The organism is Streptomyces sp. NPDC042102 (genome assembly GCF_055582305.1).
Map to the genome: position 1 here is coordinate 24,859 of NZ_JBVJDL010000008.1, position 20,380 is coordinate 45,238.

The window sequence follows — 20,380 nt, forward strand, 5'->3', positions numbered from 1 at the left end:
TCCGAGGTGACGTTTCAGCAGCCCGTCACCCGAAAATGTGACCCAGTGTCCGCGCCGCCCGCTCCGCGTCGGCGAAGCCGACGTACAGCGGGGTGAAACCGAAACGCAGCACGTCGGGGGCCCGGAAGTCCCCGATCACACCCCGCGCGATCAGCTCGCGCATGACCTCGGCGGCGTTGTCGGTGCGCAGCGAGACCTGGCTGCCGCGCTCGGCGTGGGCCAGTGGAGTGACGCACTCGACCCGGCCGGCCGGAACGTACGCCTCGACGCACTCCAGGAAGAAGTCCGTCAGGGCGAGCGACTTCGCCCGTACGGCCTCCACCGCGACCCCGTCCCACGCGTCGAGCGCCGCCTCCAGGGCGAGCATCGACAGGATGTCCGGGGTGCCGACCCGGCCGCGGACCGCCCCCTCGCCCGCCGTGTACACCGGGCTCATGGCGAACGGGTCCGCGTGCGAGTTCCAGCCGGGCAGCGGGGAGTCGAAGCGGGCCTGGTGCCGCTCGGCGACGTAGAGGTACGCGGGCGAGCCCGGACCGCCGTTGAGGTACTTGTACGTGCAGCCCACCGCGAGGTCGACGCCGTGCTCGTCGAGGCCCACCGGGAGGGCGCCCGCGCTGTGGCACAGGTCCCAGACGGCGAGCGCGCCCGCCGACCGGACCGCCGCGGTGAGCCCGGCCAGGTCGTGCAGCCGGCCGGTGCGGTAGTCGACGTGGTTGAGCAGGACCGCGGCGGTGCGCGGGCCCAGGGCGGCCGGGACCTCCGAGGGCTCCACCGGGACCACGGTCAGGCCGGTCATCCGCGCCGCGGAGGCGGCGATGTAGCCGTCGGTGGGGAAGGTGGTGGCGTCCACGAGCAGCTCGGTGCGGCCCTCGCCCGCCAGGCGGGCGGCGCCGACCAGCGCCTTGAAGAGGTTCACGCTGGTGGAGTCGCCCACGACGATCCGGCCGGGCGCGGCGCCGACCAGCGGGGCGATCCGGTCGCCGATCCGCTCGGGCGCGGTCCACCAGCCGCTCTCGTCCCAGGACCGGATGAGCAGCTCGCCCCACTGGCGGCCGATGACGTCCGCGACCGCGCCGGGGACGGAGGCCGGCAGGGCGCCGAGCGAGTTGCCGTCGAGGTAGACGACGCCGTCGGGGAGCCGGAAACGCTCGCGCAGCTTGCCGAGGTCGTCGGCGGCGTCCGCCTCGGCCGCGCGTATGCCGAGCGGGGTCGGCGTCGGCTCAGACATGGCTGCGCGCCGTCCACAGCTCGGGGAAGACGTTCTTCTGGGCGCGCTTCTCCAGCCAGGTGACCCCGGCGGAGCCGCCCGTACCGGTCTTCGCGCCCATCGCGCGGCGGGTGGCGACCAGGTGGTCGTTGCGCCAGCGCCAGACGAGCTCGGCGACGTCGGTGAGGACCTCGCCGAGGCGGTGCAGGTCGTGCTCGGCGTCCGGGTCCGCGTACAGGGCGGTCCAGACGGCCTCGACGGCGGGCGAGGGCTCGTAACGCCGGGAGAGGTCGCGTTCCAGGACCTCCGGCGGGACGGGCAGGCCGCGGCGGGCGAGCAGGCGCAGGACCTCGTCGTAGAGGCTGGGCTCCTGGAGGGCCTTCTCCAGCTCCGCGTGGACGCGCGGGGCGCCGCGGTGCGGGACGAGCATGGAGGCCGACTTCTCGCCGAGCAGGAACTCCATCCGGCGGTACATCGCCGACTGGAAGCCCGAGCCCTCGCCGAGGGCGGCGCGGTAGGAGTTGAACTGCCCCGGAGTGAGCTGGGCGAGCGGGCGCCAGGAGGCATTGAGGGCCTCCAGTTCGCGCAGGGACCGCTTCAGCGCGTCCATCGCGACCGGCACGCGGTCCTCGCGGAGGGCCTTCGCGGCCGTCTCCCACTCGTGGACGATGACGGTGAACCACAGCTCCATGACCTGGGTGGTGACCAGGAAGACCATCTCGCCCGGATCGTCCGAACGGGGGTGCTGGAGGTGGGTGAGGACGTCCGCCTGGACGTAGTCCTCGTACGGGGTGGTGCCGTCGAAGTCGAGGTTCGGGGTGTCCGAACCGCCGGCTCCGGAGGCATCAAGGGAAGGCGTCGACATTGCTGTCTCCTCGACACGTGGTTCCGGGTAGCGGTCCGCTCCTTCCTGTCTCGGAAAAGTGGAGCCCCGGTCCCCTGCCCGCATCATAAGCCGGTCCGGCCCGCCGCCCCCAGCGAAGAGTGACGGGCATCACATCGGGGGCGGCGGCCGGTCGGCACGGGCCGCGACGGGCCCGGGCGCAGGTCAGCCGAGGGTGTCGGCGGCCGTCTGCGAGGAGTCGCGCAGGAAGGTCGAGCAGCGCTCGTACTCGTCCTTCTCGCCGATGGCCTGCGCGGCCCGGGCGAGGGCGTGCAGCGCCCGCAGGAAGCCGCGGTTCGGCTCGTGCTCCCACGGGACCGGGCCGTGGCCCTTCCAGCCGGCGCGGCGCAGGGCGTCCAGACCGCGGTGGTAGCCGGTACGGGCGTACGCGTACGACTCGACCGTGCGGCCGGCCTCGAAGGCGTCGTCCGCCAGCCGCGCCCAGGCGAGGGAGGAGGTGGGATGCTGCGCGGCCACCTCGGCCGGTTCGGTGCCGGCGGCGAGCGCCTCGCGCGGCTCCGGGTCGTCGGGGAGGTGGGTCGGGGCGGGTCCCCCGAGCAGGTTCTCGTGAATGGCCATGGTCACCAGTCTGCTGCACCGGACCCCGCCCGCGGCGCCGGGCCGTCCGGCCACCCGCCCCGACCGGCGCTAGCCGGCGGTGCGGACCGCGCGGACCATGCGGGCGGCCAGGAAGCGTACGGAGTCCAGCGAGGCCTGCGCGACGGACAGCGGCACGTGCGGGGAGGACGGCGGGGGAACGTGCGTACCGAGCCAGTCCATGCCCAACCCCTGTGCGAAGACGCACAGTTCCCGCAGCCGGTCGTACGGGTCGGCCCGCGGGTCCGTGAACCCGGCGGCGGGCCGGCCCCGCCAGTCCGCGCGCCCGGCCGCGCCGGGCAGCTCGGCGCCGAACAGGATCCCGCCCGCCGCCCGCAGCAGCGCCCACTGCGGCTCGCCCAGGCCCTGCGACCCGACGAGCACACAGCGCGCGCCGACTTCCGCCGCGCCGTCACGGGCGGCATAGGCCTGCGGCGAGGCCCAGCCCTGACGGCCGTCGTGGACGACCGCTATGAGGGGTGTCGTGCCAGCCATCGCTCAGGTCCAGCCCGTGTCACCCGACCCGCCGGTCGTCGGCTCGCGGTATGGCTGCGGTGCCCCCACCGTGCTCTCCCCCGTACGAAAAATCAGTACCTGTAAGTGTTTTTCCTGGAACGTATTCATGATCACGAAGAACGTAGCGCCCGCACCGCCCCGGCCAAAACCGAACCCCCCGCCAGCGGCGGGGGGTTCGGTCGGGTCCCACGCGGACGAGGGGCCCTGCCCGCCGTCCCGGGACGGCGGGCAGGGCCCCTCGCGTGGTGCTGAGCGGCGGCGTCGTGACGCTGCCGCGCTGCCGCGTTACTTCAGCTTGGTGCCGGTGGAGCGCAGGTTCGCGCAGGCCTCGGTGACGCGCTGGGCCATGCTCGCCTCGGCCAGCTTGCCCCAGGTGCGCGGGTCGTAGGTGGACTTCTTGCCGACCTCGCCGTCGACCTTCAGGACACCGTCGTAGTTGCGGAACATGTGGTCCGCGACCGGGCGGGTGAAGGCGTACTGGGTGTCGGTGTCGAGGTTCATCTTCACGACGCCGTTCTCCAGCGCGGTGGCGATCTCCTGCTCGGTGGAGCCGGAGCCGCCGTGGAAGACGAAGTCGAACGGGGAGGACTTGCCGTACTTCTCGCCGACACCCTGCTGCAGGTCCTTCAGCAGCTCGGGGCGCAGGACGACGTTGCCCGGCTTGTAGACGCCGTGCACGTTGCCGAAGGAGGCGGCCAGCAGGTAGCGGCCCTTCTCGCCCAGGCCCAGGGCCTCGGCGGTACGGATCGCGTCGTCGACGGTGGTGTACAGCTCGTCGTTGATCTCGTGGGTGACGCCGTCCTCCTCGCCGCCGGTCGGGGTGATCTCGACCTCGAGGATGATCTTCGCCGCGACGGCCTTGGCGAGCAGCTCCTGGCCGATGGCCAGGTTGTCGGCCAGGGTCTCGGCGGAGCCGTCCCACATGTGGGACTGGAAGAGCGGGTTCAGACCCTTGGCGACGCGCTCGGCGGAGATGTCGAGCAGCGGGCGGACGTAGCCGTCCAGCTTGTCCTTGGGGCAGTGGTCGGTGTGCAGGGCGACCGTGATGTCGTACTTGGCGGCCACGACGTGCGCGAACTCCGCCAGCGCGACCGCGCCGGTGACCATGTCCTTCTTGTGCTGGCCGCCCAGGAACTCGGCGCCGCCGGTCGAGATCTGGATGATGCCGTCGCTCTCGGCCTCCGCGAAGCCGCGCAGCGCAGCGTGCAGGGTCTGGCTCGAGGTCACGTTGATGGCCGGGTAGGCGAACTTGCCTGCCTTCGCCCGGTCCAGCATCTCGTTGTAGACCTCGGGGGTTGCGATGGGCATCTGTCCGCTCCTTGGGTATGCGGGTGGTGTGCTGAGTTGCTGTCCCTGACCTGGGGGCGACGTCACCGTCGCGCCCATCTTTCCAGACTCTCGGAGACACTCCAGACCGCGTCCGGGCGGCCGTGCTCCACGACGGTCCGGGTGTTTCACGTGAAACACCCGGGCCCGCCGGAAAGGCGCAGGTCAGGCCTGATCAGGCGAGGTCGAGGTCCTCGAGGCGGTACCCGGTGAGGTACTGCAGACCCGCCTGCGCGATGGCGTCGGCGGCACCGCGGTCCACGATCGTGGCCACCGCGACGACCTCACCGCCGGCCTCGCGGACCGCCTCGACGGCGGTCAGCGGGGAGCCGCCGGTGGTCGAGGTGTCCTCGACGACCAGGCAGCGGCGGCCCTTGACGTCGGTGCCCTCGATACGGCGCTGCATGCCGTGGGCCTTCTGCGCCTTGCGCACGACGAAGGCGTCCAGGCGCTGCCCACGCGCGGCGGAGGCGTGCAGCATCGAGGTCGCGACCGGGTCGGCGCCCAGGGTCAGGCCACCGACGCAGTCGTAGTCGAGGTCGGCGGTGAGGTCGAGCATGACCTGCCCGACCAGGGGGGCCGCCTCGCCGTCCAGCGTGACCCGGCGGAGGTCGATGTAGTAGTCGGCCTCTAGGCCGGAGGAGAGGATCACCTTGCCGTGCACGACGGCCTTGTCCTTGATCTGCTGGAGCAGCTCACCACGTACGTCACTCATGAACCCACAGCTTAGGGGGTGCCCGGCGGACACCCCCTCGGCCCTGGAACCCGCGGCTCCGCGTGCCGCTTCTAGAGCCGCCGCCAGGTCCAGGTGGCCGTGACCTCCAGGGGGTCGACGGGGGTGACCAGGCGAGGGGCGGTGTTGAAGCCGTTCGGCGGGCCGGACTGGGGCTCGACGCAGACGGCCTCGGGCTGTTCGTCGTAGACGACCACCCATTCCGCCCGGCTGGTGATCTTCAGCTCCAGCGCGCCGGGCCAGGTCAGCATGACGTCCACGCCGTAGGGCATGCCGAAGCAGTCGTCCCACGGGCCGGGGCGCGGCTCGATCCGGCGGCCGGTGGGCAGGTGGTCCTCGCCCCGCTCCTCCTGCCACTCGGGCCGGAAGTCGAGCACCGCGTCCTCGCCGTGCCCGAGGTTGCGCAGGAACCAGGGGTGCCAGCCGGCCTGCGCCGGGAAGCTGTCCCCGTACGTCTCGACGCCCAGCGCGAGCGTCAGGGAGTCCTCGGTGAGCGCGAAGGTCTGGGTGACGCGGCCCGGGTGGGGCCACGGCTCGGCGAGGTCGTACGTGAAGGCCGCCTCGGTCTTGTCGGCGGTGGCGGTGCGCCAGGCGGCGTCGCGGCCAAGGCCGTGGAGGGCGTGCGGAGGGTGGTTGAGCGGCATCTGCCGGGTGACACCGCCGTCCTGGAACCGCCCGTCGGCGAGCCGCCCGCACCACGGCACCATCGGGAACGCGCCGAAGTGCGGACCCTGGCGCAGCAGCTCGGTGCCGTCGATACGGAGGCTGCTGATACGGCAGCCGTTGTCCTGGTCGACGGTCACCTCGGCGCCGCCGGCACTCAGTTGCGTACTCATGGCCCCGACCCTACGGCCCGTCAGCCCGGGACGCCCCCTACCTGCGGCGGCGCAGCACGCGGCCGACGACGACGGCGGAGGCGATGGCGAGCGCGGCGGCGGGCGCGAGCCAGCGCAGGCTCGCGCCGGGCGCCACGGTGGCGGGGGCGGGCACCGGCGCGTAGCGGCCGCGCGGCGGCGCGTGGTCGACCTCCTCCGCGCTGCGCCCGATCATGGTCCGCCGTGCGTGGGCGGCCTCGGCGGGCGGGCGCGGCCCTTCGCCGAACTCGGCCTCCAGGAAGGGTTCGAGGGAGGGGTCGAGGGAGGGCGGCGGCACCTCGGCGTCGAAGACGGAGGCCGAACCGTCGGCCGGCGATCCGTCGACGGACGGAAAGTCGGCGGACGGAACGTCGACAGGTGGAATGTCGGTGGGCTCGATGAAGTCCGGGGCCTCCACCACGTCGACCCCGTCCTCGCCGAGGCCCGCGTCCGTGCCCGTGCCCGTGTCGACGTCGTCGTCCAGGCCCGCATCCGTATCGACGTCGGCGTCCAGGTCCGCCTCGACCACGTCCGCCCCGGCCGCGCCGGGCGCCTCAGCGGCCCCGGGCCGGCCGGCCACCGTGGCCAGGTGGGCCGCGGTCCGGTCCAGCAGCCGGTGGACGGCCGTCGTGGTGGCCTCGGGGGCGAAGGCGGCCGCCCGGCCGTCGGCGGTGGCGTCACCCGTGAAGGCGACCCGCGTACCACCGTCCACGTCGGCCAGCCGCAGGGCCAGCGCCAGCTTCACGGTCCCCGAGCCGCGGACCTCGGTACCCTCGCCGCTGATCTCGTACGTGTCCGGGTCCCGCTCGGTGACGGTCAGCGCGCCCCGGTAGGTGACGGTGTGCCCGCCGACGCGCAGCTTCAGCCGCCCGGCCAGCGGCCCGCTGGCCTCGTCCGCGTCCTGCTGGAGCCCCGGCACACACCGGGCCACCTGCACGGGGTCCCGCAGCACGGCGCGGAGGTTCTCTACGGCCACCGGAACGAACACCAGATGCTCCATGCAGCCGAGCCTACCGACGACACCCCCTCCCGCACCCGGTCCGGCACCGACCAAACGCCGACCAGCACCGTGGCTCCAGCGGAGCCCGAGCGCCGCCGGCCGCCCCGGCGCCGGTCAGGAGAACGAGTACCGGGGGTGCGGGAGCGTCGACGGCGGCAGGCCCGGCATCCGCAGGCGCTCCGCGTCGCGCGCCGCGTCCCGCAGGGAGCCCGTCGAGAGGGAGCGCAGGCCGCCGGGGGTGTCGTGGTCGACGTACAGGGCCGGGCGGTGGTCGCGGGCGGCCAGGACGAAGCCCCAGTCCTGCGGCGGGGCGTCGGCCGCGCCCAGGGTGCGGTCGGGGCCCGCGGCGAAACCGGAGAGCCGGCCGCCCGCGCTGTACGGCGCGGTCCGCAGGCCCGCCGCCCGCAGGGTGGCCTCAACCGTCCAGTACGTGCGCGGCCGCGTGGCCAGCGGCCCCGCGTGCACCACGAGCCGTCCGCCCGGGGCCAGCGCCCGCCCGGCCAGTCCGTAGAACTCCTGCGAGTACAGCTTCGTGCTGGGCGTGATCCCGGGGTCGGGCAGATCGGAGACGATCACGTCGTACCGCCCGGCCTGCACCCCCCGCAGCCAGCGGAACGCGTCCGCCGTGACGACGTGGACGCGCGGGTCCGCGAACACGCCGGCGTTCAGCGCCGACAGCATCGGGTCGGTCCGGGCCAGCCGCACCACCCCCGGGTCCAGCTCCACCACAGTCACCGCCGCGACGTCCGGGTGGCGCAGCACCTCCCGCGCGGCCATCCCGTCCCCGCCGCCGAGCACCAGCACCCGCGCGTGGGGGCCCGACATCGCCGGGTGCACCAGCGCCTCGTGGTAGCGGTACTCGTCGTAGCCGCTGATCCGCAGCCGGCCGTCCAGGAACAGGTCGAGCGAGCGCGGCGAGCCGGTGCGCGGGCCCGTGACCACCAGTTCCTGCACCCCGGTCTGCACCGCCACCCGCACCTCGCCGCCGTAGACCGCGCGCCGGGCGGCCCGCTCGAAGTCGTCGGCGAGCACGGTCGCGGACGCCAGCGCGGCGAGGACGGCGACGTTCGCGGCCAGGATCAGCCAGCGCGCCCGCCGGGTCAGGTCCCGCCGGAACAGCCACAGCACCAGGGCCCCGCCGGCCGCCGCGTTGACGGTGCCCGTCAGCATGGCGCCGGTCAGCTGGCCGAGCAGCGGCAGCAGCAGGAACGGGAAGGCCAGGCCCCCGACCAGCGCCCCCACGTAGTCGGCGGCGAACAGGTCGGCGACCGCCCCGCCGGCGTCCTGCCGCCGCACCCGCTGGATCAGGGTCATCAGCAGCGGCACCTCGGCCCCGATCAGCACCCCGATGACGAGCGAGAAGCCCACCAGCGCCGGCCGCGACTCCCCCAGCCAGGCGAAGCTCGCGTAGAGCGCGGTCGCCGAGAGCCCGCCAACCAGCGCCAGGGCCGCCTCGATGACGGCGAAGCCGACCGCCGGGCGCGCCCGCAGCCCCTTGGCGAGCAGCGAGCCGACGCCCATCGCGAAGACCATGAGGGACAGCACGACGGAGGCCTGGGTGACGGAGTCACCGATCAGGTACGAGGCGAGGGCCAGCAGCTCCAGCTCGTACACGAGCCCGCAGGCGGCGCAGACGAACACGGTGGCCAGGACGAGGAGTCGGCCGGTCCGGGGCCGTACGGGCAGGGCGGCCGGGACGGTCGCCGCACCCCGAGGCTCCGGCGCCGGGAGCACCCCGCGGGAGGCGGAACGGTCGATCATGCAGCGAACCGTACGTCACGGCCCGCTCGCACCGAGTCACCCACATGGGTGCAACTGGAGCACTGCTCCGGCCAGTTGGAGTAACGGAGCAGAAACGACTCGGCACCTCGCCCGCCGGCGCGGGAACGGCGCCTCACACGGCGGCGGCGGCCATCCGCACCCCGACCCTCGTCCGGGTCGCGACCAGCTGTCCTTCCTGCGGGTAGGCGTGCCAGGTACGCCAGCGCACCTGCCCCTCGTAGCGCTGCGCGAGCATCGCGGTGAAGGCGTGCGGACTGCCCGGAAAGGTGCCGGCGAGTCCGTTCGGGTGATCGGCGACCAGCGCGAGCAGTTCCTGCGCCCGACCCGCGAAAGACCCCTGGGAGAGGGTCTCCACCCGCGCGGCGAACTCGTACTCCCAGTCACCCACCCGCTTTGCCACGCCGAGCGGCAGCGGCGTGCTGCTGCCGGGGATACAGGCCACCGTCTCCGAACAGAGGACCTCGTCCTCCTCCAGGAGCACCTGATGGGAGGCTCCGAGCAGGCGCAGCTCCACCTTCGCGCCCGCCAGCTCGAGGTTCAGTACGGCCAGTGCGGGCAGCCGGTCACGGCCCAGGGCCCAGGCGAGGTCGGCGGCACGCGTGTCGGTGTAGGTGGTCTGGAGGGTCGTGAGCATGAGTCGGCTCCGCAAACGCGCGAGGGAGAGGGGCCGGAGCCCCGCCAGCGGTCATGCGACGGGTGGGGGGTCACCGGCTCGGGTCCACAGGAAGTCCAGGGAGGTCCGAGGACTGGTCTACTCAACCGAGGGAATCATGAAAGGCACGGCACTCACAGCGTTTTTACCCAACTTGAAGGGGTTTACATCCCCTCGGGGGCTCCACAGTTCACGTGTTCAACCAGGCACGTCACCCGCCCCGCGCGAAAGGCGCTCCAACGGGACGGCGCCCGGCGGAAGTTGTCCCCGCCGGACGCCCCGCGCGGGCCGCTCACCTGCGTCAGTCGACGCCCTGACAGCCGTTCAGGCAGGAGTGCGGTCCGCTGCCGCACTGCGGGTGACCGCCGCAGGAGTGCGGACGCCCGCATTCCTGCGGCGCCGCCGTTTCGGCCGCCGCCCACCAGCTGTGCGTGGTGTCGTTCGACGGCCGTGCGAGCCGGTCCAGCCAGGCTCTGATCATCGTGCTCGACCCCCTTCCGGGCACCGCGGGACGCCGGGGGCCGACACCGTGTCCCGGCCCCCGGCGTCCCGCGTACAGACGTAGAGAGGGGATGCCCGCACCACGCCCTGCCGAAGCAGGATCAGCTGCCTCCGCCTCCGCAGCCCCCGCCGCCACCGCCACCGCCGCCGCCCCCGCACGAGGAGGACGACGAGCCGCAGGAGGAGCCCCCGCCGGAGTCGCCACCGGAGTCACCGCCCCACCAGCTGGAGGACGACGACGCGTGCGAGCGCCTGCTCCTGGAGCCGGAGCCGACCGCGCCGATCCGCGCGACCAGCACGATGAACCCGACGACCACCAGGATGGTCGGAATGAGAATGGCCATCCACATGACGTCCAGCCCCCTTCGTACGCCTCGGTCCCCCGAGGAGCGGGATCCCCGCGTCCCGCGTGAGAGGGGGATGCCCCCGCCTCCGGCGGCCCAAAGCACACTTGAGCAAGTCCAGAGGTTCCCCTCAGGATGGCGCCCATGAGCGCATCCGCGGGCGAGAACCGCCCCTTCCTGAACCGCCGTCTCGCGGCTTTCGGCACCACGATCTTCGCGGAGATGTCGGCTCTGGCCACCCGCACCGGCTCCCTCAACCTGGGTCAGGGGTTCCCCGACACCGACGGCCCCGCCGAGATCGCCGAGGCGGCCGTCCGCGCCGTCCGCGACGGCCGCGGCAACCAGTACCCGCCCGCCCCCGGCATCCCGGAGCTGCGCCGGGCGGTCGCCGCCCATCAGGAGCGCTTCTACGGCCTGTCCTACGACCCCGACACCGAGGTCCTCGTCACGGCCGGCGCCACCGAGGCCATCGCCGCCGCCCTCCTCGCGCTCCTCGAGCCCGGCGACGAGGTCGTCGCGCTCGAACCCTTCTACGACTCCTACGCCGCCTGCATCGCGATGGCCGGCGCCACCCGCGTCCCGGTCACGCTGCGCCCGCGCGACGGCGCCTTCGCGCTCGACCTCGACGAGCTGCGCGCGGCCCTCACCCCGCGCACCCGGCTGCTCCTGCTGAACACCCCGCACAACCCCACGGGCCACGTCCTGCCCGACTCCGATCTCGCCGCCATCGCCGCCCTCGCCGTCGAGCGCGACCTGCTGGTGGTCACCGACGAGGTGTACGAGCACCTCGTCTTCGAGGGCGGGCACACCCCGCTGGCGGGCCTGCCCGGGATGCGCGAGCGCACCGTCACCATCTCCTCCGCCGGCAAGACCTTCTCCTTCACCGGCTGGAAGGTCGGCTGGGTCACCGCGCCTCCCGCCCTGGTCACGGCGGTCCGCTCCGCCAAGCAGTTCCTCACCTACGTCGCCTCCGGGCCCTTCCAGTACGCGATCGCCGAGGCCCTGGCCCTGCCGGACGCCTACTACCGCGACTTCCGCGAGGACCTGCGCGCCAAGCGGGACCTGCTCGCCGACGGCCTGCGCCGGGCCGGTTTCGAGGTCTACGCGCCCCGGGGCACGTACTTCATCACCACCGACATCGCCCCGCTCGGCGAGGAGGACGGCCTGGCCTTCTGCCGTGCCCTGCCCGAACGCGCGGGGCTGGTCGCCATCCCCAACTCCGTCTTCTACGACGACAAGGACGCCGGCCGCACCCATGTGCGCTGGGCCTTCTGCAAGCGCACCGAGGTCCTCGAAGAGGCCGTCGCCCGTCTCGGCAGGCTCTAGTGCCGGTGACGACGGGCAGAGCGCCCGCCGCCACCGTCCCCTCCCCCGCCGTCCCCGCCGCCCTGCCCGGGGCCGTCGTGGCGCTCGCCGCGTTCGCCCTCGTACGGGGGCTGGGCGCGGGCGCCGTCGCCCTGGGCGCGTGGTGGGCGGGCAAGGACCCGGTGGCGGTGCTGGGGGCGTCGTGGGACTCCGGCTGGTACATCGCCATCGCCGAGCGCGGGTACGGGCGGACGCTGGCGTGGCCCGAGGGCGGCTACCTCCAGAGCGACCTGGCGTTCTTCCCGCTCTACCCGGGTCTGATGCGGCTGGCCTCGGCCGTGCTCGGCGTCGGCGCGGCGGGCGCCGGGCTGCTGGTGGCCTGGGCGGCGGCCGCCGCCGCCGCGGTCGGCGTGTACCGGATCGGGGAGCGGATCTCGGGGGCCCGGGCCGGGGTGCTGCTGGTGGTGCTGTGGGCGGCGGTGCCGCACGCGGTGGTGCTGAGCATGGGCTACACCGAGGCGCTGCTGGCCGCGCTCGCCGCCTGGGCGCTGTACGCGCTGCTGACCGGGCGGTGGCTGTGGGCGGCGGGCCTCGCGGTCCTGGCCGGACTGACCCGGCCGACCGGGATCGCGGTGGCGGCGGCGGTGTCCGTGGCGGCGCTGTGGGCGCTGCGGGAGCACCGCGGGCGGGCCGGGGCGGCCGTGTGGGCGGCCGGGCTGCTGGCCCCGGCGGGCTGGGCGGCGTACCTGCTGGCCGTCGGGATCCGGCGGGGGGATCCGCTGGGCGGGTACTTCACCGTGCAGCGCGGCTGGGGGTCGCGCTTCGACTTCGGGGCCGGGGCGGCCGGGTCCGCGGCGCGCGTGCTGACCGGCGACGGGCGGACGACGTTCGCCTCGGTGGTGACGCTGCTGGTGCTGGTGGGGGCGGTGGCGCTGGGGGTGGCGCTGGTGCGGTACCGGGCCCCGCTGCCGCTGCTCGTGTACACCGGCGTCCTGCTGGTGATCTCGCTGGGCGGGAGCGGGTTCTTCGAGTCCAAGCCCCGGTTCCTGCTGCCGGCGTTCCCGCTGCTGCTGCCGCTCGCGGCCGTCATGGCGCGAGCCCGGCCGCGGTCCGCGGTCGTGGCGACCGCGGCCCTGGCCGGGCTCTCGTCGGGCTACGGGGCGTACCTGCTGCTCATCGCCCGGGTGCCGTTGTGACGGCGGGTGCGGGGGCGGGGACTACTTGCCGTCCTCGCCGCCGTCGGCCTCGCCCTCGGACGAGTCGACCTCCTGCTCCAGGCCGAGCTGCTCCAGGAGCCACTTGTCGAACTCGATCGAGGCGCGGACCCAGCTGACCGTGGAGGACACGAAGTGCTCCAGGGAGACGCCGGTGCCGATCAGCATCTGCGCCTCACCGATCAGACGGACGGAGCCGTCGTCGTGGGTGTGGGTGTAGACCTTGGGCCACAGGGTGCGGCGGTTCCAGTCGTCGATCGACTCCAGCAGCTGGTGCTTCTCGTCGATCTTGTGCGGGCGGTCGTAGAACGTCCGCACCGAGAAGACCTGCTGCTCGTCCTCGCCGCGGAACATGAAGTACGTGCGGAACTCCTCCCACGGCGCCGCGAGGTCACCCTCGTCGTCGACGACGTACTTGAGCTCCATCTGCTCCAGCAGCTGCTTGACCAGGTCCTGGTCGGGGACGACGGGGCCCGCCGGTCCTGAGGCCTGCGGTTCGGGCTGACTCCCGAAATTCGGAATCGAGGCCGGGTCGATGCTCACCGTGTTTTTCCCTTCGTGCGGATACCGCCATCCTCCCCCATGGCGCCCACCCCGTGGCAACCCTCGCACCGACGATCCGCTCCGGGCGGACACGATCGGCGGCGTCAGGGGCCCCGCGGGGCCCCTGACGTGGGCGATCGCCGCGACCGCGGCCGCGGCGACGCCCGGACCGCGGTTACAGGGCGCGGCCGACCAGCAGGTCCTCGCCGGCGACGTCCACGCGTACGGTGTCCCCGTCGCGGACCTCGCCCGCCAGGATCTCCTTGGCCAGCCGGTCGCCGACGGCCGTCTGGATCAGGCGGCGCAGCGGCCGGGCGCCGTACGCCGGGTCGTTGCCCTTCTCCGCCAGCCAGGCCAGGGCCTGCGGCGTGACGTCCAGCGTCAGCCGGCGCTCGGCCAGCCGGCTCGCCAGGCGGCCGATCTGGAGCTCGGCGATCCGGCCCAGCTCGGCCCGGTCCAGGGCCGAGAAGACGACCAGGTCGTCCAGCCGGTTGAGGAACTCCGGCTTGAAGGAGGCCCGGACGACCTCCAGTACCTGCTCGCGCTTGACGTCCTCGCTGGTCAGCGGCTCGACCAGGTACTGGCTGCCCAGGTTCGAGGTCAGGATCAGGATGGTGTTGCGGAAGTCCACCGTCCGCCCCTGGCCGTCGGTGAGCCGGCCGTCGTCGAGGACCTGGAGCAGGATGTCGAAGACCTCCGGGTGCGCCTTCTCCACCTCGTCCAGCAGCACCACGCTGTACGGGCGGCGGCGCACCGCCTCGGTCAGCTGGCCGCCCTCCTCGTAGCCGACGTACCCGGGAGGGGCGCCGACCAGGCGGGCGACCGAGTGCTTCTCGCCGTACTCCGACATGTCGATGCGGACCATGGCCCGCTCGTCGTCGAAGAGGAAGTCCGCGAGCGCCTTGGCCAGCTCGGTCTTGCCGACGCCGGTGGGGCCCAGGAACAGGAAGGAACCGGTGGGGCGGTCGGGGTCGGCGATCCCGGCGCGGGTGCGGCGCACGGCGTCCGAGACGGCCCGTACGGCCTCCGACTGGCCGATCAGGCGGCGGCCCAGCTCCTCCTCCATGCGCAGGAGCTTCTGGGTCTCGCCCTCCAGCAGCCGGCCGGCCGGGATGCCGGTCCAGGCGCCGACCACGTCCGCGATGTCGTCGGGGCCGACCTCGTCCTTGACCATGGTGTCGCGGGCGGCGCTCTCCTCGTCCGCGGTGGCGGCCTCCAGCTCCTCCTTCAGCGCCGGGATCTCGCCGTACTTCAGCTTGGACGCCGCCTCCAGGTCGCCGTCCCGCTCGGCACGCTCCAGCAGGCCCTCCAGGGCGTCCAGGCGCTCCTTGAGCTCACCCACCCGGTTGAGGGACTGCTTCTCCTTCTCCCAGCGCGCGGTGAGGCCGCGCAGCTCCTCCTCCTTGTCGGCGAGGTCCTTGCGCAGCTTCTCCAGGCGCTCGATCGAGGCGGGGTCGGACTCGTTCTTCAGCGCCAGCTCCTCCATGCGGAGCCGGTCCACCGACCGCTGGAGCTCGTCGATCTCCAGCGGGGAGGAGTCGATCTCCATGCGCAGCCGGGAGGCGGCCTCGTCGACGAGGTCGATGGCCTTGTCGGGCAGGAAGCGGGAGGTGATGTACCGGTCGGACAGGGTCGCGGCGGCCACCAGGGCGCTGTCGTTGATCTGCACCTTGTGGTGGGCCTCGTAGCGGCCCTTGAGCCCGCGCAGGATCGCGATCGTGTCCTCGACGCTCGGCTCCGCCACCAGCACCTGCTGGAAGCGGCGCTCCAGGGCCGGGTCCTTCTCGATCCGCTCGCGGTACTCGTCGAGGGTGGTCGCGCCGACCATGCGCAGCTCGCCGCGCGCCAGCATGGGCTTGAGCATGTTGCCCGCGTCCATGGCCGAGTCGCCGCCGGCGCCCGCGCCCACGACGGTGTGCAGCTCGTCGATGAAGGTGATGATCTGCCCGTCGCTGGCCTTGATCTCCGCGAGGACGGTCTTGAGGCGCTCCTCGAACTCTCCGCGGTACTTCGCGCCGGCCACCATCGCGCCGAGGTCCAGGGCCACCAGGCGCTTGTTCTTCAGCGACTCGGGGACGTCGCCCTTGACGATGCGCTGCGCGAGGCCCTCGACGACGGCCGTCTTGCCGACGCCGGGCTCGCCGATGAGCACCGGGTTGTTCTTCGTACGGCGCGAGAGCACCTGGACGACGCGGCGGATCTCGTGGTCGCGGCCGATGACCGGGTCGAGCTTGCCCTCGCGGGCGGCCGCCGTGAAGTCGGTGCCGAACTTCTCCAGGGCCTTGTACTGGCCCTCGGGGTCGGGGGTGGTCACCCGCCGTCCTCCTCGTACGTTCTCGAAGGCGGCCAGCAGTTTGCCGGCGGTCGCGCCCTGGGCGGTCAGGACCTCACCGGCGGCGCCGCCCTTGGCGGCGACGGCGATGAGGAGGTGTTCGGTGGAGAGGTAGTCGTCCCCGAGCCGGCCGGCCTCGGCGTCCGCCTCGGCCAGGACGGCGAGCAGCTCGCGGCTGGGCTGCGGCGGCGCCACCGTGGAGCCGGTGACGCTGGGCAGGCCCGCCAGGACGCGCTCGGCGCCGGCGCGGACGGCGGCCTGGTCGGCGTCGACCGCGACGAGCAGATCGACGATGTTCTCGTTGTCCTCGCCGGCGAGGAGGGCCAGCAGCAGGTGCGCGGGGGTCAGGTCCGGGTGGCCGTCCTTCACGGCCCGGGTGGTGGCGGCGTTCAGGGCGGCCCGGCTCCTGTTGGTCAGCTCGGCGTCCACGTGCGGCTTCTCCTCTCCGGCTCTTCCTGGATACTGACAAGGTCAGCGTACACAAAGTTGAGTCTATTCCACTCAAGGCGCTGGCCGGTAGAGGCGCGGGCGTCGGCCCACACCCCGGTGGATACGCTGCGGCCCATGTCCCACGACGTACGGAACCCGACGCCCGACTACCTCGCCTTCTGGCGGGAACGGCACGTCTGCACGCTGACCACCCCGCGCCCCGACGGCACCCCCCACGTGGTCCCGGTGGGCGTGACGTACGACCCGGAGGCCGGGGTGGCACGGGTGATCAGCAACAAGCACAGCAAGAAGGTCCGCAACGTCCTGGCGGCGGCGCCGGGGACGGCGCGGGTCGCGGTCTGCCAGATGGCGGGACGGCGCTGGGCCACGCTGGAGGGGCGCGCGACCGTCGCCACGGACGAGGCGTCGGTCGCCGACGCCGTGGCGCGCTACGCGGTGCGGTACGGGCGGACGCCGTCGCCGAACCCGGACCGGGTGGTCATCGAGATCGCCCTGGACCGCGCGATGGGCCGGGCCTGATCACGAACGTGGCACCGAGTGCCGCCGGCGCGGGGCCGTGACCTGGTACGGCACCGGCTGAGAGCGGGATTCCGCTTTCGGTTCGGATTTCATCTTGTCCGGTTCGCGTATGGACGCGGACAGCACAACGGCGCCATCGTGTTCAGGTCCACGATGGCGCCGTTGTGTGGGGGTAGCGCCTGAGCGATCTGCGACGACGGGGGAATCGCGTCAGGCACTGCGGGGGGTGGCGGTGGTGATGTCGGGCTCGAACAACTGGTGGTCCCGCTGGTCCAGGTTGACGAACACCATGCCGTACCGGACTTCGCAGCGGACGGGCTGCGGCGCACCACGGGGGCGCCGCAGGCACCGGTACGCCCGGACGTCTTCGTCCTCCTCGCGCACCACGACGATCGGCTGCCCGAACAGGGTGACCATCAACGAATCGCCAGGGTGGGGGATGGCCGTGACGAGATCGATGAACTGCCACCCGGACCGGTAGGCCGAGGCCATTTCACGCCGGAAGTCGCGGTCGTCGGGGGTCATCAGGACACCTTCGCAGGGGCCGAGGTCCACCCGGTGTCCAACTTGCCCGCCGTCGGACCGTTGGTCCAGCCGGTGTCTCCGTCGGCACGAGCACTGCCCGCATCAGCGTCGATCGCGCTCACTGCCCCAAATACCGCAACGGCGGAGAAAACAACGGCAAGCGCCGAGCGAAGCATTCTCTTGTACATGGTCGGCTTCGTCCTCACTTGATGGAATCCTCTCCCCCGCGTGTCAGACGATGGCTCATTCGGGCACGTCAATGCCACAGGGACGATGCATCATGTTCTTGCATGTTCAGGACCCTGGGGGGTGGAGATTTGCCCAGAAACGACACAAACCCGACACATCCCCACCCCGTCACGTCCCTGTGCGGCGAGGGAACACGGCTTTACGCGGCAGCGCTCAGCACCGGACGAATCGCCCGGGGAGAGGTCCAGAACGCTCCCTGCCTGCTTGAATTCGCCCTTCTTCAGCCCGACCCTGACGACGCGAACCAACTCCGTCCGGTTCCCCCGTCCGTCGCGCTCGCCCAACGGCTCCACCCGATTGAACGGGAGATCCAGGACCGGCGACGGACCGCTGTAGATCTCACCGACGCTTTCGAGCCGTTCCTGGCCATCAGCGCGCAGAGCCCGTCGGACACCCACGCCATCACGGTGCTCGAGGGCTTCGAACGGATCAACGCCGCCCTCAACCTCGCCACCGCCGAGTGCCACACCGAGGTCCTCACGGTCCAGCCGGGCGGCCCGCGGCCCTCCCTGGCCCTCAGTCAGGCCCTGGAACGCGACGCCCCGCTGATCGACCGTGGGGTCAGCATACGGACTCTCTACCAGCACACCGTGCGGCACAGTCAGGGCACGCTCGCGTACGTCGACCGGATATCCGCCGGCAAGGTGGAGATCCGCACCCTGGAGGAGCTCATCGAGCGCCTCATCATCTTCGACCGCTCGGTGGCCTTCATCCCGGCGAGCGACGACCGCCGGGTGGCGCTGGAACTGCGGCATCCGGGACTGGTCGACTACCTCATCAAGGTCTTCGAACAACTGTGGCGGCGCGCCGTGCCGCTGCGCGACGAGGTCACCTACACCCCGACGCCGACCGGCATATCGGGGGTCCAGCGCTCGATCGCGCAGCTCCTGGTCGAGGGCCACGTGGACGAGGCGATCGCCCGCCGGCTGGGCATGAACGTCCGCACCTGCCGGGCGCACATCGCCAAACTGGCCACCACCCTGGGCAGCGGCAGCCGCGCCCAGCTCGGCTTCCTCATCGCCCAGTCGGGCATCCTCAACGGCCCGGAGCGCTGATCCCCGTACGCTCGCCGGTACGTCGGCCCGGAGGCGGCCCCGGAGGCCTCCCGGGACGCGCGAAGGCCCCGCCCGGGGTCTTCCCGGGCAGGGCCTTCGTCACGTACGCCGGTACCGCACCGGTGCCGGGTCAGTCCTGCGGGCGCTTGGGTCGCCACACGACCAGGGCACTGGTCTGCTGCGGCGGCTGGTACGGGACCAGGTCGCGCCGGTAGGAGGCGTGCACCTGGGCCTCGCGCTGGCGCATCGCCGCCGCCGCGCCGTCCACCGCCGCCGAGAGCTCGGCCACCCGCTGCTGGAGCGCCGCGACCTGGTTCTCCAGCTCGATGATCCGCTTGATGCCCGCCAGGTTGATGCCCTCGTCCTGCGACAGCTGCTGCACCGTGCGCAGCAGCTCGATGTCACGGGCCGAATAGCGCCGGCCGCGCCCGGCCGTACGGTCCGGGGAGACCAGGCCGAGCCGGTCGTACTGGCGGAGGGTCTGCGGGTGCAGACCCGAGAGCTGGGCGGCCACCGAGATGACGTAGACCGGGGTCTCGTCGGTCAGCTGGTACGGATTCCTGCGGCGGCCGTCCATGTCATGCTCCCTTCGCGGACTCGAACAAGGTGGCGCGCGGGTCCTCGGAGGAGGTCGCGTCGCGGTACGTCTCCAGTGCCTCGCGGGCCTTGTCCGACAGCTGCGTCGGAACGGCCACCTCGATGGTGACGAGCAGATCGCCCCGGGTGCCGTCCTTGCGGACCGCGCCCTTGCCGCGGGCGCGCAGCGTGCGCCCGCCCGGGGTGCCCGGCGGCAGCTTCAGGGTCACCGAGGGGCCGCCCAGGGTGGGGACCTTGATCTCGGCGCCCAGCGCCGCCTCCGTGAAGGTGACCGGGACGGTCACCGTCAGGTTGTCGTCCCGCCGCCCGAAGACCGGGTGCGTGCCGACGTGCACGACGACGTACAGATCACCGGCCGGACCGCCGCGCTCGCCCGGGGCTCCCTTGCCGCGCAGCCGGATCCGCTGGCCGTCGGAGACGCCCGCCGGGATCCTGACCTGCATGGTCCGCGAGGACTTGGCCCGGCCGCTGCCCTTGCAGACGTCGCAGGGGTGCTCGGCGATCAGGCCGCGGCCCTTGCAGTCCGCGCACGGGTCGGTGAGCGAGAAGCCGCCGCCACTGCCCCGCGAGACCTGCCCGGTGCCCACGCAGGTCGGGCACACGCGCGGCGTGCCGTTCTTGTCGCCGGTGCCGGAACAGGCCTTGCAGGCCGCCTGGGAGGACATCCGCAGCGGCACCGTGGCCCCGTCCACCGCCTCCGTGAAGGAGAGGGTGACCTCGGACTCGATGTCCTGGCCGCGGCGCGGCTGCGTACGGGTGCCCGTACCCGCCCCGCCGCGGTTGAACAGGCCGCCGAAGACGTCGCCCAGCCCGCCGCCGAAGCCTCCGGCGCCCGCTCCGCCCGGCTGCGTGCCCCCGAAGAGGTCGCCGAGGTCGAAGTTGAACGAGCCGCCGCCACCGCCCGGTCCGGGGCGGAAGCCACCGTTGCCGAAGAGGGCGCGGGCCTCGTCGTACTCCTTGCGCTTCTTGGCGTCGCCGAGGATGTCGTTGGCCTCGGAGATCTCCTTGAAGCGCTCCTCCGCCGAGGCGTCGCCCTTGTTGGCGTCCGGGTGGAACTCGCGCGCGAGCTTCCGGTACGCCTTCTTGATCTCGGCCTCGGTGGCGTCCTTCGGGACACCGAGGACCTTGTAGTAGTCCTTCTCCACGAAGTCCTTGGTACTCACCCTCGGTGTCCCTCCTCTCGCAGTGGAATTGCG

Annotated in this window: 21 protein-coding genes; 4 read left to right on the forward strand and 17 right to left on the reverse strand. The window is 72.8% G+C overall.

Annotated features, from left to right (window positions below; genetic code table 11):
• Nucleotides 1-25 precede the first annotated feature (25 nt).
• The 12 genes from kynU to ACZ6KO_RS26960 all read right to left on the reverse strand — a co-directional run bounded on the left by kynU (nucleotide 26) and on the right by ACZ6KO_RS26960 (nucleotide 10,395).
• Nucleotides 26-1,228, reverse strand: coding sequence for a kynureninase (kynU, locus tag ACZ6KO_RS26905; protein WP_469306599.1), 1,203 nt, complete (start codon nucleotides 1,226-1,228; stop codon nucleotides 26-28).
• Nucleotides 1,221-2,072 carry a tryptophan 2,3-dioxygenase gene (locus ACZ6KO_RS26910; protein ID WP_469306600.1) on the reverse strand — a complete coding sequence of 284 codons (852 nt, stop codon included), beginning with the start codon at nucleotides 2,070-2,072 and terminating at the stop codon, nucleotides 1,221-1,223. The genes kynU and ACZ6KO_RS26910 overlap by 8 nt, the downstream gene beginning before the upstream one ends.
• 183 nt (nucleotides 2,073-2,255) lie before the next feature.
• Nucleotides 2,256-2,669 carry a DUF3151 domain-containing protein gene (locus ACZ6KO_RS26915; RefSeq protein ID WP_401445293.1) on the reverse strand — a complete coding sequence of 138 codons (414 nt, stop codon included), beginning with the start codon at nucleotides 2,667-2,669 and terminating at the stop codon, nucleotides 2,256-2,258.
• A gap of 69 nt (nucleotides 2,670-2,738) precedes the next feature.
• Entirely contained in the window at nucleotides 2,739-3,182 is a 444-nt protein-coding gene (locus ACZ6KO_RS26920) for a hypothetical protein (protein ID WP_469306601.1), read from the reverse strand.
• A 306-nt stretch (nucleotides 3,183-3,488) separates the two neighbouring features.
• Nucleotides 3,489-4,511 (reverse strand): class II fructose-bisphosphate aldolase, encoded by a 1,023-nt coding sequence (gene fbaA / locus ACZ6KO_RS26925; RefSeq protein ID WP_469306602.1) that lies wholly within the window; start codon nucleotides 4,509-4,511, stop codon nucleotides 3,489-3,491.
• Nucleotides 4,512-4,704: 193 nt separating this feature from the next.
• Nucleotides 4,705-5,244 carry an orotate phosphoribosyltransferase gene (gene pyrE, locus ACZ6KO_RS26930; protein ID WP_469306603.1) on the reverse strand — a complete coding sequence of 180 codons (540 nt, stop codon included), beginning with the start codon at nucleotides 5,242-5,244 and terminating at the stop codon, nucleotides 4,705-4,707.
• A gap of 71 nt (nucleotides 5,245-5,315) precedes the next feature.
• On the reverse strand, nucleotides 5,316-6,098 hold the full coding sequence (locus ACZ6KO_RS26935) for an aldose epimerase family protein (protein WP_469306604.1): 783 nt from the start codon (nucleotides 6,096-6,098) through the stop codon (nucleotides 5,316-5,318).
• 37 nt (nucleotides 6,099-6,135) lie between these two features.
• On the reverse strand, nucleotides 6,136-7,116 hold the full coding sequence (locus ACZ6KO_RS26940; RefSeq protein WP_469306605.1) for an SRPBCC domain-containing protein: 981 nt from the start codon (nucleotides 7,114-7,116) through the stop codon (nucleotides 6,136-6,138).
• Between the two features lie 114 nt (nucleotides 7,117-7,230).
• A complete protein-coding gene (locus tag ACZ6KO_RS26945) occupies nucleotides 7,231-8,877 on the reverse strand; it encodes a polyamine aminopropyltransferase (protein ID WP_469306606.1) in 1,647 nt (548 codons plus the stop codon).
• 133 nt (nucleotides 8,878-9,010) lie between these two features.
• Nucleotides 9,011-9,532: a DUF2617 family protein gene (locus tag ACZ6KO_RS26950; protein ID WP_469306607.1), complete on the reverse strand. Its 522-nt coding sequence runs from the start codon at nucleotides 9,530-9,532 to the stop codon at nucleotides 9,011-9,013.
• Between the two features lie 319 nt (nucleotides 9,533-9,851).
• Nucleotides 9,852-10,031 carry a hypothetical protein gene (locus tag ACZ6KO_RS26955; RefSeq protein WP_469306608.1) on the reverse strand — a complete coding sequence of 60 codons (180 nt, stop codon included), beginning with the start codon at nucleotides 10,029-10,031 and terminating at the stop codon, nucleotides 9,852-9,854.
• 121 nt (nucleotides 10,032-10,152) lie between these two features.
• Entirely contained in the window at nucleotides 10,153-10,395 is a 243-nt protein-coding gene (locus tag ACZ6KO_RS26960; protein WP_469306609.1) for a hypothetical protein, read from the reverse strand.
• A 135-nt stretch (nucleotides 10,396-10,530) separates the two neighbouring features.
• Here ACZ6KO_RS26960 and ACZ6KO_RS26965 point away from each other — a divergent pair, with 135 nt between their 5' ends.
• Entirely contained in the window at nucleotides 10,531-11,721 is a 1,191-nt protein-coding gene (locus ACZ6KO_RS26965) for a pyridoxal phosphate-dependent aminotransferase (RefSeq protein ID WP_469306610.1), read from the forward strand.
• The gene (locus ACZ6KO_RS26970) at nucleotides 11,721-12,896 is read left to right on the forward strand and encodes a hypothetical protein (RefSeq protein WP_469306611.1); all 1,176 of its coding nucleotides are present in this window, start codon (nucleotides 11,721-11,723) and stop codon (nucleotides 12,894-12,896) included. Before ACZ6KO_RS26965 ends, ACZ6KO_RS26970 begins: the two co-directional genes overlap by 1 nt.
• 21 nt (nucleotides 12,897-12,917) lie before the next feature.
• On the opposite strand, the gene ACZ6KO_RS26975 is transcribed toward ACZ6KO_RS26970, so the two are convergent.
• Both ACZ6KO_RS26975 and clpB read right to left on the reverse strand, forming a co-directional pair.
• Nucleotides 12,918-13,457 (reverse strand): type III secretion system chaperone family protein, encoded by a 540-nt coding sequence (locus ACZ6KO_RS26975; protein ID WP_469306612.1) that lies wholly within the window; start codon nucleotides 13,455-13,457, stop codon nucleotides 12,918-12,920.
• A gap of 175 nt (nucleotides 13,458-13,632) precedes the next feature.
• Nucleotides 13,633-16,218 (reverse strand): ATP-dependent chaperone ClpB, encoded by a 2,586-nt coding sequence (gene clpB / locus ACZ6KO_RS26980; protein ID WP_469306613.1) that lies wholly within the window; start codon nucleotides 16,216-16,218, stop codon nucleotides 13,633-13,635.
• Nucleotides 16,219-16,353: 135 nt separating this feature from the next.
• On the opposite strand from clpB, the gene ACZ6KO_RS26985 reads away from it, so the two are divergent.
• Entirely contained in the window at nucleotides 16,354-16,758 is a 405-nt protein-coding gene (locus tag ACZ6KO_RS26985; protein WP_469306614.1) for a pyridoxamine 5'-phosphate oxidase family protein, read from the forward strand.
• A 210-nt stretch (nucleotides 16,759-16,968) separates the two neighbouring features.
• Here ACZ6KO_RS26985 and ACZ6KO_RS26990 read toward each other — a convergent pair whose 3' ends face one another.
• A complete protein-coding gene (locus ACZ6KO_RS26990) occupies nucleotides 16,969-17,283 on the reverse strand; it encodes a Rieske (2Fe-2S) protein (protein WP_219667885.1) in 315 nt (104 codons plus the stop codon).
• 290 nt (nucleotides 17,284-17,573) lie between these two features.
• On the opposite strand from ACZ6KO_RS26990, the gene ACZ6KO_RS26995 reads away from it, so the two are divergent.
• The gene (locus tag ACZ6KO_RS26995) at nucleotides 17,574-18,587 is read left to right on the forward strand and encodes a helix-turn-helix transcriptional regulator (protein WP_469306615.1); all 1,014 of its coding nucleotides are present in this window, start codon (nucleotides 17,574-17,576) and stop codon (nucleotides 18,585-18,587) included.
• A gap of 130 nt (nucleotides 18,588-18,717) precedes the next feature.
• On the opposite strand, the gene ACZ6KO_RS27000 is transcribed toward ACZ6KO_RS26995, so the two are convergent.
• Both ACZ6KO_RS27000 and dnaJ read right to left on the reverse strand, forming a co-directional pair.
• Nucleotides 18,718-19,164 (reverse strand): heat shock protein transcriptional repressor HspR, encoded by a 447-nt coding sequence (locus tag ACZ6KO_RS27000; protein ID WP_401445259.1) that lies wholly within the window; start codon nucleotides 19,162-19,164, stop codon nucleotides 18,718-18,720.
• Between the two features lies 1 nt (nucleotide 19,165).
• Entirely contained in the window at nucleotides 19,166-20,347 is a 1,182-nt protein-coding gene (dnaJ, locus tag ACZ6KO_RS27005; RefSeq protein ID WP_469306616.1) for a molecular chaperone DnaJ, read from the reverse strand.
• Nucleotides 20,348-20,380 lie beyond the last annotated feature (33 nt).

Bases quoted from the DNA above. Each gene is read 5' to 3' on its own strand.
- ACZ6KO_RS26955 (WP_469306608.1), bottom strand. From the start codon at position 10,031: ATGATCAGAGCCTGGCTGGACCGGCTCGCACGGCCGTCGAACGACACC.
- ACZ6KO_RS27000 (WP_401445259.1), bottom strand. From the start codon at position 19,164: ATGGACGGCCGCCGCAGGAATCCGTACCAGCTGACCGACGAGACCCCG.
- fbaA (WP_469306602.1), bottom strand. From the start codon at position 4,511: ATGCCCATCGCAACCCCCGAGGTCTACAACGAGATGCTGGACCGGGCG.
- ACZ6KO_RS26960 (WP_469306609.1), bottom strand. From the start codon at position 10,395: ATGGCCATTCTCATTCCGACCATCCTGGTGGTCGTCGGGTTCATCGTG.
- ACZ6KO_RS26965 (WP_469306610.1), top strand. From the start codon at position 10,531: ATGGCGCCCATGAGCGCATCCGCGGGCGAGAACCGCCCCTTCCTGAAC.
- ACZ6KO_RS26910 (WP_469306600.1), bottom strand. From the start codon at position 2,072: ATGTCGACGCCTTCCCTTGATGCCTCCGGAGCCGGCGGTTCGGACACC.
- ACZ6KO_RS26985 (WP_469306614.1), top strand. From the start codon at position 16,354: ATGTCCCACGACGTACGGAACCCGACGCCCGACTACCTCGCCTTCTGG.
- ACZ6KO_RS26935 (WP_469306604.1), bottom strand. From the start codon at position 6,098: ATGAGTACGCAACTGAGTGCCGGCGGCGCCGAGGTGACCGTCGACCAG.
- ACZ6KO_RS26950 (WP_469306607.1), bottom strand. From the start codon at position 9,532: ATGCTCACGACCCTCCAGACCACCTACACCGACACGCGTGCCGCCGAC.
- ACZ6KO_RS26920 (WP_469306601.1), bottom strand. From the start codon at position 3,182: ATGGCTGGCACGACACCCCTCATAGCGGTCGTCCACGACGGCCGTCAG.
- ACZ6KO_RS26915 (WP_401445293.1), bottom strand. From the start codon at position 2,669: ATGGCCATTCACGAGAACCTGCTCGGGGGACCCGCCCCGACCCACCTC.
- ACZ6KO_RS26995 (WP_469306615.1), top strand. From the start codon at position 17,574: ATGTTCAGGACCCTGGGGGGTGGAGATTTGCCCAGAAACGACACAAAC.
- ACZ6KO_RS26945 (WP_469306606.1), bottom strand. From the start codon at position 8,877: ATGATCGACCGTTCCGCCTCCCGCGGGGTGCTCCCGGCGCCGGAGCCT.
- ACZ6KO_RS26940 (WP_469306605.1), bottom strand. From the start codon at position 7,116: ATGGAGCATCTGGTGTTCGTTCCGGTGGCCGTAGAGAACCTCCGCGCC.
- kynU (WP_469306599.1), bottom strand. From the start codon at position 1,228: ATGTCTGAGCCGACGCCGACCCCGCTCGGCATACGCGCGGCCGAGGCG.
- ACZ6KO_RS26990 (WP_219667885.1), bottom strand. From the start codon at position 17,283: ATGACCCCCGACGACCGCGACTTCCGGCGTGAAATGGCCTCGGCCTAC.
- pyrE (WP_469306603.1), bottom strand. From the start codon at position 5,244: ATGAGTGACGTACGTGGTGAGCTGCTCCAGCAGATCAAGGACAAGGCC.